Annotated in this window: 8 protein-coding genes; 4 read left to right on the top strand and 4 right to left on the bottom strand. The window is 59.0% G+C overall.

Annotated features, from left to right (window positions below):
• Nucleotides 1-148: 148 nt before the first annotated feature.
• Nucleotides 149-5,764, bottom strand: coding sequence for a putative Ig domain-containing protein (locus tag KGA97_RS00265; RefSeq protein ID WP_223480001.1), 5,616 nt, complete (start codon nt 5,762-5,764; stop codon nt 149-151).
• 422 nt (nt 5,765-6,186) lie between these two features.
• Between KGA97_RS00265 and KGA97_RS00260 the strand changes: the two genes are divergently transcribed.
• Complete coding sequence (locus KGA97_RS00260; protein WP_223480000.1) at nt 6,187-6,804, top strand: dTMP kinase; 618 nt, start codon at nt 6,187-6,189, stop codon at nt 6,802-6,804.
• A 138-nt stretch (nt 6,805-6,942) separates the two neighbouring features.
• Here KGA97_RS00260 and KGA97_RS00255 read toward each other — a convergent pair whose 3' ends face one another.
• Complete coding sequence (locus KGA97_RS00255) at nt 6,943-7,443, bottom strand: cupin domain-containing protein (protein WP_207284313.1); 501 nt, start codon at nt 7,441-7,443, stop codon at nt 6,943-6,945.
• Between the two features lie 68 nt (nt 7,444-7,511).
• A complete protein-coding gene (locus KGA97_RS00250; RefSeq protein WP_008041543.1) occupies nt 7,512-8,018 on the bottom strand; it encodes a transporter suffix domain-containing protein in 507 nt (168 codons plus the stop codon).
• A gap of 104 nt (nt 8,019-8,122) precedes the next feature.
• Here KGA97_RS00250 and KGA97_RS00245 point away from each other — a divergent pair, with 104 nt between their 5' ends.
• The 3 genes from KGA97_RS00245 to KGA97_RS00235 are packed head-to-tail and all read left to right on the top strand — an operon-like array spanning nt 8,123 to nt 11,791.
• Nucleotides 8,123-9,640 (top strand): efflux transporter outer membrane subunit, encoded by a 1,518-nt coding sequence (locus KGA97_RS00245; RefSeq protein ID WP_192227201.1) that lies wholly within the window; start codon nt 8,123-8,125, stop codon nt 9,638-9,640.
• Nucleotides 9,637-10,776 (top strand): HlyD family secretion protein, encoded by a 1,140-nt coding sequence (locus KGA97_RS00240; protein ID WP_223451429.1) that lies wholly within the window; start codon nt 9,637-9,639, stop codon nt 10,774-10,776. Before KGA97_RS00245 ends, KGA97_RS00240 begins: the two co-directional genes overlap by 4 nt.
• Nucleotides 10,766-11,791, top strand: coding sequence for a DUF2955 domain-containing protein (locus tag KGA97_RS00235; RefSeq protein ID WP_223479999.1), 1,026 nt, complete (start codon nt 10,766-10,768; stop codon nt 11,789-11,791). Before KGA97_RS00240 ends, KGA97_RS00235 begins: the two co-directional genes overlap by 11 nt.
• Here the strand turns inward: KGA97_RS00235 and KGA97_RS00230 are convergent.
• Nucleotides 11,776-12,228: a YMGG-like glycine zipper-containing protein gene (locus KGA97_RS00230; protein WP_008026410.1), complete on the bottom strand. Its 453-nt coding sequence runs from the start codon at nt 12,226-12,228 to the stop codon at nt 11,776-11,778. The two genes, KGA97_RS00235 and KGA97_RS00230, sit on opposite strands and share 16 nt — an antisense overlap.
• Nucleotides 12,229-12,380 lie beyond the last annotated feature (152 nt).

Here is a 12,380-nt window from a genome sequence, read left to right as displayed (position 1 = left end):
CCCCTCGCCACATTAGTCTGTGTTGGTCTTTGATTTTCAGGCACCGAAAAAACCCTGCGGGAGCGAGCCTGCTCGCGATGACGGCGGTACGTTCAGCATGGAAGCTGATTGACCGACCGCTATCGCGAGCAGGCTCCCTCACATCAGGTCAGGCTGTGAAATCGCTGGCCTGCAGCTCCTTGACGCCCACCATCTCGAATTCGAACTCGGGGGTGACGTCGGCGTTGACGCTGCCGGAGAGGATGCCGTCGGCAAAGCGTAGTTGGCCAGTGGCGTTGGTGGGGTCGAAGGCGTTGCTGCCAATGAACATGAATGCGTCGACGGTGGCGGTCAGCGGGTTGGCGTCCAGGCTGGTGAAATCCAGATGATCACCCTCAGTGGTCTTGAAACCGCTAATCACATCGCGTAAAGCCCCGACGCCCATGTCCGACAGCGCTCCAAACGCGTAGGTGTCCGCGCCAGTGCCGCCGGTCAGGTTGTCGGTGCCTGCGCCGCCGATCAGTCGGTCATCGCCCGAACCACCCACCAGCGTGTCGTTACCGGCACCACCGTTCAGGATATTCGCGGCGCTATTGCCCGACAGACTGTCGGCGTTGGCGCTTCCCGTCACGTTTTCGAGGAATTTCAAGGTGTCGAGCCCCGACCCCGCGGTGTTTTGTTGTGCGGACGTCGACAGGTTTACAGTAACGCCCGCCAAGGCCCGCTCGAAGGACACTGTGTCGTTGCCATCGCGTCCGTCCAGCACATTGTTGCCGGCACCGGCGAACAGCGTGTTGTCAAGCGCATTGCCTGTCCCATTGGCGGCTCCAGCGCTATCGACATACAGATTCTCGACGTTGCTGCCGAGGGTATAGGCCGCCAGGCTGCTGTGTACGTTGTCGACTCCTCCAGGCACCGCATTGCTGTTGGTCTCGATCGCGGTGTCGTCGACATTGTCGACATAGTAGGTGTCGTCACCATCGCCACCGCTCATGCTGTCGGCCCCTGCGGCACCATCGATCACGTTGTCGGCAGCATTGCCGGTGATGAAGTTACGCCGCTCATTGCCGGTGCCGTCGATTTCCGACACGCCGGTGAGCACCAGATTCTCGAGATTGGCGCCCAGCGTCCAGCTGACCGAGGCCTGCACGGTATCAATCTGCGCGGTCGAGGTGTTGGTTTCCTCCACACTGTCGAACGCGTTATCGACCACGTAGATGTCGTTGCCATCGCCACCGGTCATTGTGTCGGCGCCCAAGTCGCCATCCAGTGTGTCGTTGCCCGAGCTGCCCACCAAGGTATCCGCTTGATCAGTGCCGGCAATCATCCCGCCCTGGTTCTGAGCGTTGTCGAAAATGGCCTGCACGCTGTTGTTGTCGGTGAGATCGCCCTGGAAGCCCAGGTCATTGGCAATGTAATCGGCCAGGCGTTGGCCAACGATTTCCGCTGATTCCTCGTGCAGGTGCCAGACGTCATCGGGATAGACCAGCGGATCGACTTCGTAGCGCAAGGGCAGGTCGGTGTAGTCCACCGCAAGCTTGACGTCGGCGCGCTCGGCGGCGATGGCCTCCTGGGTGGCGCGGACATAGCCAACCCCCGCAACGATTGAGGCAATCTTCTCTTCCGAATAACCACGGGCACGCGCAGCGTCCTGCTCGTAGTGACCGGTTTCCATCATGTACACGCTGAAGTTGCCGAACTGGGCATGCAGGTAATCAAACACATTCAGGGTCGCGGCCTTGTAGGCCGATGCTGCTGCGGCTTTGTCCGTGGAGCGGCCAATCTCCTGAGCGGCTTCCTCGCCCTGGCCCCAGATGATGCCCATGGTGACGTTATCGATGGATTTGAGTTCGGTGAGCTGGTCCTGCAGCAACGCCACGGCACGCAACAGTGCAGGCCCGGGTTGGTTAGTGTCGGTCAGCCACCAGCACAACTTGAGTTCCTCGGCGCCCAAGGTCGACAGGCCATTGACCGTGCTGCCACCCACCGCGATGTCGATGCCATTGCCATCGGCGTCGGTGAACTGGCTGCGCACGTCATAGGGGGTGTAGCGGTCCAGGTCTTTTACCAGCATCGAGGTGCCGGATTGATCGTCGTCCTCCGTCATGCGCAAAAGGCGCGCATTGGATTGGCCGAGTGTGGGCAGGTAGAGGATGTCTTGCTGGGCGCGCTCGCCAAACACGAAATCACTGGCGGTCAGGGTGTCGAGGTAGTTGCCGTTGAGGGCGATTTCAAAGCGATTGCCATCGACGTCGGCCTCGGCGGATTTGATGTAGGTCTTGTCGCCGGCCGCGTTGAGAGTCATGTACAGCGTGCCATTGCTGCCATCGCCGAGGCCGAGAATACCCAGCGCTGAAACGTCGATCTTGTCGACGCCCGCGGTGAAGTCGTAGACCGTGTCGGTCGCCGTGACCCCCCCGGTGTCGTAGTCGCGGTAACTGTCGAGTACGTCGGTGTAGCGGAAGGCGTCGGCCCCGTCGCCGCCGTACAGCGAATCGCGTCCGCCGCCGCCGTCGACGATGTCCGCGCCAGTGCCGGCCTTGATGGTGTCGTTGCCACCGAGGCCGAGGATCAGGTCGGCGCCCGCCGTGCCGTTGAGGCTTTCGGCGTTGTTGCTGCCAGTGATGGTGTTGGCGGGCGCATCGGCCACCACCAGGGCGAAGCTGTCGCTGACCGACGCACCAGAAGGATCGGTGGCCTTGACCAGGACGTTGTAATTGCCCGACGCCGTGCTGATCGGCGTGCCGGAGAACGCCAGGCTGGTGGCGTTGAAACTCAGCCAAGCGGGCAGGGCGCTGCCGTCGGCGAGGGTCGCAGTGTAGGTCAGCACATCCTGGTTGGCGTCGGTGAAACTGTCGTGGGTTACGGTGTAGTTGAACGGCGAACTTTCGGTGGCGTTCTGGTCGAGAAGGGGGATGGCCACCACCGGCGCAACATTGCTGGGAGTGTTCTGGTCCGCGAAGACAAAATGATTGGCCGTCAGGCTGTTCACCAAGTTGCCCGCCAGCGACACTTCGAAACGGTTGCCATTGGCGTCGGCGGTGAGATCCTTGAGGTAGGTGCGGTTGCTCGAAGCGCTGTAGGTCACTTGCAGCGTGCCGTTCAGGCCATTGCCCAAGGCCGTGTAGCCGAGCGCCGAGACATCGATTTTGTCGGCGGTCACGTCGAAATCGAGGATCTGGTCACTGGCGCTGGTGGACGCGGTGCGGTAGCTGTCGAGTTTTGAGGTGTAGCGGAATACATCGGCGCCCGCGCCGCCGGTGAGTTTGTCCGCGCCGGTGCCGCCGACCAGGATATCGTTGCCGGCGCCGCCATTAAGGGTGTCGTTACCAGCGCCACCGAACAGTTGTTCGTTGGCAGCGGTGCCCGTCAGCGTGTCGTTGTTCGGTGTGCCATTAATCACAGTGGGTGCGGTGGGTACGTCCTGTACAGCCAACGTAAAACTGTCGCTGACGGTTGCGTTGCTGCCATCGGATGCAGTGACCTTGATGGAGTAATTGCCCGATGCCGTGTCGTTGGGCGTGCCGCTGAAACTACGGGTAGCGGTGTCGAAGGTCAGCCAACCGGGCAGGGCGCTGCCATCGGCCAGTTGGGCGGTGTAGCTGAGGCTGTCGTTATCCGCATCGGTAAAACTGGTGGCCGGCACGACGTAGCTGAACGGGGTGTTTTCGGTGGCGCTCTGATCCAGCAACGCCGTTGCCACCACCGGCGCGTGGTTGACCGTTGGCGAAGTGGCAAAGACAAAATTGGCGCTGGTCAGCTTGTCGAGATAATTGCCGTCCAGCGCTACCTCGAAACGGTTGCCATTGGCGTCGGCGGTCAGGGTTTTGATGTAAGTCTTGGTACCGGCAGTGTTGAGCACCAGGTACACGGTGTTGTTTTTGCCGTCACCCAGGCCGGTGAAACCCATGGCCGAGAGATCGATCTTATCGGCGGCGATATTGAAGTCAGTGATCAGGTCTCCAAGGTTGGCGCCGCCGGTGTTGTAGTTGCGGTAACTGTCCAGGCGGTTGGAGAACACAAAGGTGTCCGCCCCGGCGCCACCGGTAAGGGTATCCATGCCGGTGCCGCCGTCAATTTTGTCGTCGCCTGCACCGCCGCTGAGGCTGTCGTTGCCCGCCAGACCGAGCAGGGTGTCGGCCGAATCGCTACCCAACAGCGAATCGCTGCCGCTAGTGCCGGTGACCACCCGATTGAAAATGAAGTTGCTGGCGGTAAGGGTGCTCGCCAGGTTGCCCGACAGAATCAACTCGAAGCGATTGCCGCTGACGTCGGCATCGTAGTCCTTGATGTAGGTGCGGTCGTTGCCAGCGCTGTAGCTGACCTGCAAGGTGCCACCACGGCCATTGCCCAGGCCGGTGAAACCGAGGCCGGCGAGGTCGATCTTGTCCTGGGTGACGTCGAAGTCGGTGATGGTGTCATCGAAGCTTGCGGTTGCGTTGCGGTAACTGTCGGACTGGGCGACGAAACGAAACGTATCGGCACCCGTGCCGCCGGTGAGTTTGTCGATGCCCGCACCGCCCACTAGAATGTCGCCACCGGCCCCGCCATTGATAGTGTCGTTGCCTGCTGCACCATAGAAAATTTCGCTGGCCGCGCTGCCCAGCAGAGTGTCGTTGCCAGCCGTGCCTTGCACGGTAGTCATGGGCACCGTGGCGTTTACGTAACTGCCGTCACCATAGACCAGTGTGGCGCCTTTGCTGGTATGGCTGATGGTGTTGCCGATGATGGCGTTGCGATCGGTGCCGTCTTCATTGCGCTCTGCAACACCGTAGGTCGACAGGTTGCTGCCGCTGATGATGTTGCCCTGGATTGTGTTGTCGCTGCCGTTGAAGTACTTGCCGGACACGCCCAGCGTGTCGTCGTAGGACTGGATGATGATTTCCGGTACGGGGGCGCCCAGAGAGTTGTTGTTGAGTGTGTTGTCGATGATCTCGACATGGTTACTGCCGTAGATGCGGATCCCGGCGCTGGCGTTGTCGTGAATATCGACACCACTGACGGTTACATCGCTGGACAGCTTGACCAGCACGCCTTCAGCGCCGTTGCCGTACACCTCACCACCGGTGATGGTGATGTTGCTGGGGGAGGGGATGTCCTCGCTGCCGCGCTGCACCACGATGCCACTTCCGCCATTGTTGTAGGCAACGTTGTTGCTGAGGGTAAAGTCGTGGGTGCTGGTGACGACGTTGAAACCGTGGCGGTCATTGTCGTAGGCGACGTTGTTTTCGAAGGTGCTGTCGCTGAGAAAGTCCGCAACGAAGCCGTCCAGGCCATTGCCGTGGGACACACTGTTCTTGATGACCATGTTGACGGTCTGCTCGTGGGGGTCGAAACCGTACCCGGAGCAATCCTTGATCTCGACGCTGTCGAGGGTGACGTTGGAGTCGTAACCTTCCTGACCGGGAATGTAGCCATTGAACCAGCCGTCGATCTTGCCGGTGGTGTTGTCGCGGTTACCGTCGATAGTGAGGTTGCTGACGCCAAAGTCATGGGTTTCTTCGCCATAGGCCGAGCGGATGACCCCCGTGATTTTGGTGTCGGAGCCGTCAGCCACCTTAACGGTCGTATCGCCCATGCCGTCGCCGTATAGATAGACGTTGCTCTTGAGCATCAGGCAGCCGTCGGAGGGTTCCTCACCTCCCGAAACAATATATGTCCCGGTCGGCATATACACCTGCCCACCGCCTGCAGCGGCCGCCGCATCAATCGCACTTTGTATCGCTGCCGTGTCGTCTGTGATGCCATCTCCTTTGGCGCCATAATTTTGCACATTGAAAATCATTAGCTTATCTCCGTATCGGGTAAGAACCTCGCTAGACGCCAATATTCCATCGACGACCACCGTGTTAGGACCCAGCGGAGTGCAAAAGTTGTGACCGCATATCGGGAGAGTGTCAAAAATCAGGTTTTACTGATCTACGGTTGTGAAGTGTTTCAAAAAAGTAACGCTTTGTTGACGCTTGCACAGATTGCGAGCGATGCCTTTTGGGAGCGACTTGAGCTATCCGGTTTAACTTATGGGGAATGACCGATGTTCATAAGCGGCTGGCCCCCTGGATTCTGAGACCCGTTAGCCGGAAACCGGGTTAAAGTGTTCATCAATCTCTGTTCATAAGAACCCTCCACTCGATTTGCGTAGTCGCGCCAAGCGGTTCCAGCGAACGAACCGGGCCAAAAAACCGTATATCAATCGTTATGTGAAGAATGAATCGTTCGCTGTTTATATCTCTGGATGGGCCCAAGGGAACCGGCAAAACCACACTGTTGGAGGCCGTTACGAAAGTACTGAGGGCAGACAACAAGAAGGTGATCCGACTTTGCGAGAAAAAAAGCGATCCTTTTAGGGGGGAAACAATGACCCTCGTTAACAAACTCGTCAGAAATCCCACCCGGGATTTGGAGTTGGTGGTTTGTGAGCGCTTTGCTGATAGCCGTAACTGGATTTCCCGGCACGTGCTGACTAAACAGCCACCAGGCAGCATCATCTTGATCGATCGCTGGTATCCGTCTGAAGCCGCGTTTCGCCGGACAGTCCCGTTTGCAGAGATTCTACAGTTGAACATTGATCGAAACGTGCGAGTGCCAGACCTGCATGTCGGGGTTGTCACCGCGCCTGATATTTCATGGGCGAGAGCAGCGGCACGACAGCGTGGGCTGAGCAGTACTGTGATCCATAAGCTGGAAGAACAAGTCGCTTGTACCAATGCGTTCGAGCGAGCGATTGCAGATCACGGCTGGGTTTTATGCCGTAATGAAGGAACGATCGAAGACGCAACGATGCAGGTAGTTTCTGAGATCTATAGAGTCCTTGGATGCCCATAGGCGAAGTTCGCTGAGAGGCCCTTGGAAGAAGTTCCACCCAGACACATCATTTAACATAATATACATTACACGTAACAATGTATTTCGAGATCAGCCCGGTTGCACGCAGATTTTGAAGCACTGATTCCCCCTCGATCCTCAATCTCTCGTCAGTTGCTCAATCAGCCCTCCATGCTCTGGAAATTCTTCACTGAGCTTTTTCCTGTCGCCCATTTCCATGTCCGCAAAATGAAACTCTGGTGTTACCGCTTCACTGATCAAACCGAATCCCGTCGATCCCTTCATCAACCGCGAAGCTTTCCAGATGCCGCCTGGTACATGCAGCTGCAAACATTCTCCGGCCAAAACGTCGCTGCCCATCACGACAGTTTTTAATGTGCCGTCCGGGAAAATCAGGCTGTACTCAATGGCGTCGCCCAGGTGGTAGTAATGCATGATGTCGGATCGGTTCAGGTGAAACTGGCCGACGGGCGAATCTGTGGTCAACAGGTAATAGATGGAGCTCATCGTGTAACGTGGACCACCAATCGTCTCGACCATAGGCTGTTGATCAGCCTGATAGGTTCTTCGGTAGTAACCACCCTCGACATGCGGTTCAAGGTTAAGCGCGGTCACGAGTGCTTCACTGTTTAGCTGCAATGGCTGCTCCGAATGCCATGATGGCAAATAGCTATACTAAATAGCCCTTTAGTTAAGTTAATCAATAATCACACTGCACTGGTGTTCACCACTCGCGCGGTTCGAATGAACAATGCGCGCACTTTTTCCCAGAAGTTGCCCCCCAGTACGAAAAAGCTGCCGATCAACATCAAGTCGCCCAACGCCTGGAGCTGCCAGATGTTTGGCCTGAGTCCAGGCCAGATACTGTCGACATAGGGTTCCAGAAATGCCGAAATCAGCGGCAGACAAAACATCACGACACCGATCCAATGACGCCATGGCCCAACTTCGGTGTCGGTTGCCGGTGCCAGTTTAGACACGTAGCCAAATACAGTGCTTTTAAGCTGCTGAAACCCCGCCTTGCCCATGACAGCAATGACGATAATCAACAGCACTTTGTTACTGATAAACAGGACGCCGGTCAGCGCGGCGATCTTGGAACCCGGCATGTCGGTTGCCGCCATGATCGGCACCAACAGCCAGGAGCCGAGCATCAGACAAATGATCGCGATGCCCAGTTTGAATCGCCATCCAGCGGTATGGGGTGCATTCATGGCTGTCGTACCTGTTAAAAGGGTCAGATGTTTGGACAGCTTAGCAGTCAGTTGATCATTTGGACGTCTATGCTCCTGTGAACTTCCTTGGCTGGAAAACATGCATGCATCTGACGCGATCGGGACAACTGTTGCTGCTGGGTGTGCTCGGCTTGAGTGGCTGCGTACGTCTGGGGCCGGATTTTCAGTCGCCGAAGCCCACGTGGATCGAGCACTGGAGCTCCCCTGCCCTTGAGCAATCCAGTCAACGCAGCCTGAACCCGGATTTGCGTCAGTGGTGGCAAGTCTTCGGCGATCCCGTCCTCGATCGTCTGATTGCCGAAGCGGATACGAACAATTCGGATCTGAAGATTGCCGGTCTGCGGGTCATGGAAGCTCGTGCGCAACTGGGGATTGCCCAGAGCGGACGCTATCCGCAACTGCAGCAAGCCAGCGCCGACAGTCTGTACTTCAACCGCCGGCAATCCGGCGGGAACAATCCTCAGGACAGCCATTTCTGGCAGCACAGTGCCGGGTTCGACATTGGCTGGGAGCTGGACTTCTGGGGGCGTTTCAGCCGAGCGATCGAGTCGGCCGATGCCAGTTACTTCGCCGCCCATGCCAACTATGAAGACGTGCTCGTGCTGCTGCGCGCGCAGCTGGCGGATACGTACTTCTTGTTACGCACCACCGAGGCACGCTTGCGGGTTGCAAGGGAAAACGCCAAACAGCAAAAGCGTAATTTCGAGATCACCGAAAAGCTGTTCAACAGCGGCCAACAAGCCGAACTCGACTTGCAGCAAGCCAGGACACAATACCTGGGCACCCTGAGCACCATCCCCAGCTTCGAGGATCAGTTGCTGCGCACGCGCAATGCGTTGGCGGTGTTGATTGGCCAGCCGCCCGGTGCGCTACCGCAACTCATCGACAATGAAGGACTGATCCCGCTGGTCGACCGCGCCGTGCTGCAGGACGTCCCGGCCAATCTGCTGCTGCGACGCCCCGATGTACGCGCCGCTGAACTGAATGTCGCGGCCCAATCGGCCTTGATCGGTGTGGCCGAAAGCGATTTCTACCCGTCGCTGACCTTATTGGGCAGCATCGTCTGGTCGGCCGACACGCTCAATGGCACCTCGAGAAGTCTGGACCTGATCGGTGGTCCCAGCCTGCGCTGGAACCTGTTCGACCATGGCCAGATCAGCAACAACGTGCGCGTGCAGGATGCGCGGTTGCAGCAGTTGATCGAGGCCTACCGCGACAAGGTTCGCCAAGCGGCTCGCGAGGCAGATGACGCCGCCAATGGACTGATCAAATCCCTGGAGCGCGAAAGCATCCTGCGTGAGGCCGAAGTCGCCGCCAAACGTTCGTTGGTGCTGGCGAGCGCCCAGTATCGCGAAGGCTATTCCGACTTTCAGCGGGTGCTGGACGCGCAACGCGCATTGCTGGAGCAACAGGACAATTACCTGGTCAGCCGCAGCAATGCCGTGAGCAATGTGATCGCGCTGTATAAGGCGCTGGGTGGCGGTTGGTACAGCGCCCAGCCGATCGTTGATCCGGCCACCCGCCAGGACATGAAAAAACGCACGGACTGGGGCGATTTACTGGATGAGCCCGCAGCCGCCAAAAAAGGTAACGGACCATGAGTGATGCCGCGCAACCCTCCCCTGAGGCGCCCTCCTCCAAGGCGCCGGAACCGCCTGCCGACCCGGCGAAAAAAGGGCTCAAGTGGGTGCTGCTGTTGATCCTCCTGAGCCTGGCCTGGTATCTGTTGGCCGACCGATACACGCCTTATACGCAACAGGCTCGGGTCGGTGCCTTTGTCATTCCGGTGGCCGCGGAAGTGGCCGGTCGGGTCATTCGCGTCAACGTGCGCAACAATCAGGACGTGAAGGCGGGAGACGTGCTGTTCGAGGTCGATCCTCAGCCTTATCAGATCGCCGTCGACCGTGCGCGCGCAGACCTTGAGTCGACACGTCGCCAGATCGGCGCCAGTACCGCCGGCATTGCCTCGGCCCAGGCCAATTTACGCGCCGCGCAAGCCAACGAACTCAAGGCTCGCCAGGACAATCAGCGCCTTGAAGGTTTGTACCGCGACGACCCCGGGACCATTTCCGTGCGCCTGCTGGAAGTGTCTCGGGCCAACCGCGAACAAGCGGTCAGCCAGGTTGCCGCTGCCCGTGCCGAAGTCCAGCGCGCGCGTGAGCAGGAAGGTGGCAGCGAGGAAGAGAACGCCTTGCTGCGCAGTGCAGCCACCGCGTTGTCGAAAGCCGAACTGGATCTGGCCAATACGCAGATTCGTGCGCGGTCGGCCGGTTTGATTACCGACTTGCGCACTGACGCCGGGCAGTTTGCAGCTGTAGGCAGTCCGGTGATGACACTGATCGCGATCCACGATGTCTGGATCAGCGCGGACATGACCGAAAACAACCTCGGTCGGGTCAGGGTCGATACGCCGGTGGCAATCGTTCTGGATGCGCTGCCGGGCGAGGTGTTCGACGGGCGCGTGCGCAGTGTCGGTTACGGCGTCAGTGTCGGTCAGACGCCGCCACCCGGTACGTTGCCCACTGTGCAGAACAGCCGTGACTGGCTGCGCCCGGCGCAACGCTTTCCGGTGATCATCGAGTTTTCCAAAGACTCGATGGCCAAACTGCAAGACAGTCGCGCCATTCGTACCGGCGGTCAGGCTGAAGTCATGGCGTTCCCCACCGAGGGCAATCCGTTGAATCCACTCGGCCGCTTGTTTGTGGGCCTGATGAGCTGGCTGTCGTATGCCTACTGAGCGCACGCCCCGGGAGCAGCGCGCATTGCGCCTGGCCACCGGCACCGCGATGTGCCTGGCGGCCAGTTTCGGTTTGGGATTGCCGATTCCGTTCATCGCGCCGGTGCTGGCGTTGTTGCTGCTCGCCAGCGTCAATCGTGCGCTGCCGTTTAAGGCTGGACTGGCGCTCGCGCTGATCGCAATGTTGACCACTGGTGTCGGCCTGTTGCTGATTCCGATCCTGCGTTATTACCCGGTCAGCGGCGTGTTGTTGATCGGCGTGTGCCTGTTTCTGGTGTTTCGTTTTGGTCTGCGCGGCGGCAATAATTTGATCGTCACGTTCCTGGTGATCGGCCTGACCATGATTTCCTCGGCCGGTGTCGCCGAGTTCGATCTCGCGGCGACGGTCATCGGGGCGCTGGTCAAAGGATTGCTGCTGGCCGTGATGGTGGTCGGGCTGAGTCATTGGCTGTTTCCTGAACCTGCCAACGCACCGTCGCCGCCGGTCGCGCCGCCGATGCCGGCCGAAGAAGTCAGCCGCGTGGCGCTGCGTGCAACCCTGATTGTGCTACCGGCGTTTTTACTGGCATTGATCGATCCGGCAAGCTATCTGCCGATCATCCTGAAGGCGGTCGGCCTGGGTCAGCAGAGTTCCACCACAGCCCGCAACGCCGGTCGCGAACTGGTCGGTTCGACCCTGCTCGCCGGAGTGTTGGCGGTGCTGTTCTGGAGTGCACTCAGCCTGTTTGTGCACCTCTGGATGTTTTTTCTGTGGATGCTGCTGTTCGGTCTGATCATTGCGCGCAAGCTCTACGCGCTGAGCCCGACAGGTTTAACCCCGGGGTTCTGGCTCAACAGCCTGATCACGATGATCATTCTGCTGGGCCAGTCGGTGCAGGACAGCATCGCAGGCAAGGACGTCTACACCGCGTTCGCCGTGCGCATGGGACTGTTCATTCTGGTGACGCTGTATGCCTGCCTGATGGTGTATCTGCTGGATCAGCGACCGCCAAAACACGCTCAGGGATTGACCTGATACCCCTTACCTTGCAGGCAACTGGTATAGGCCGTCGAGCTGGTCGAAGCGGCGGTTTTCTGCTGCGCCCGGCGCTCCTGGCGTTGACGCGAGCCACCGACCACCGCGCCTGCCGCTGCCGTCTCTTTGGCGCGATTCTGCCGATAATCCTGCTTTACATCGTCATCGACGCGGTCATAAAACTCGTCGTGCTGGCGCCCGCGAACCTGAGCTCCAGCGGCTCCGGCAGCGGCACCGACCGCCGCGCCTTTCAGGCGGCCACCGGATGTTGGCTGCGTCGATGAACTCTGACTGGCGGCCACGTTGTGGCACTCATTGATGTCCAGCTGTGTCTGTTGCGAGTTCTGCCCTTTCATCGGCACAACCGTTTCTGCCCGACTCTGAGTAGCGACAACCGACAGCGCTAGACACAGGCCAATGCAAGACAACCTGTTCATGAAAACCTCCTGGCATTTTTCTCAGCCATCAAGAGTGTAGATCACCCCCGCTCCCCCTCCTCCGACGGGTGACTGACGGCCCTCACTACACACCGGTTTCGGGTCATGCGCGTCGAGAATTTGCGCGCCTTGTGTTGATATGATTATTTTCA

It is taken from the genome of Pseudomonas sp. BF-B-15, assembly GCF_019946675.1.
GTDB classification, from domain to species: domain Bacteria; phylum Pseudomonadota; class Gammaproteobacteria; order Pseudomonadales; family Pseudomonadaceae; genus Aquipseudomonas; species Aquipseudomonas migulae.
The sequence above is the reverse complement of the archived record's forward strand: the minus strand, read 5'-3'. Positions and strand labels throughout refer to the sequence as shown.

Excerpts from the sequence above, each read along its gene's own strand:
- KGA97_RS00265 (WP_223480001.1), bottom strand. The coding sequence starts at position 5,764 with ATGATTTTCAATGTGCAAAATTATGGCGCCAAAGGAGATGGCATCACA.
- KGA97_RS00260 (WP_223480000.1), top strand. The coding sequence starts at position 6,187 with ATGAATCGTTCGCTGTTTATATCTCTGGATGGGCCCAAGGGAACCGGC.
- KGA97_RS00250 (WP_008041543.1), bottom strand. The coding sequence starts at position 8,018 with ATGAATGCACCCCATACCGCTGGATGGCGATTCAAACTGGGCATCGCG.
- KGA97_RS00245 (WP_192227201.1), top strand. The coding sequence starts at position 8,123 with ATGCATCTGACGCGATCGGGACAACTGTTGCTGCTGGGTGTGCTCGGC.
- KGA97_RS00240 (WP_223451429.1), top strand. The coding sequence starts at position 9,637 with ATGAGTGATGCCGCGCAACCCTCCCCTGAGGCGCCCTCCTCCAAGGCG.
- KGA97_RS00235 (WP_223479999.1), top strand. The coding sequence starts at position 10,766 with ATGCCTACTGAGCGCACGCCCCGGGAGCAGCGCGCATTGCGCCTGGCC.
- KGA97_RS00230 (WP_008026410.1), bottom strand. The coding sequence starts at position 12,228 with ATGAACAGGTTGTCTTGCATTGGCCTGTGTCTAGCGCTGTCGGTTGTC.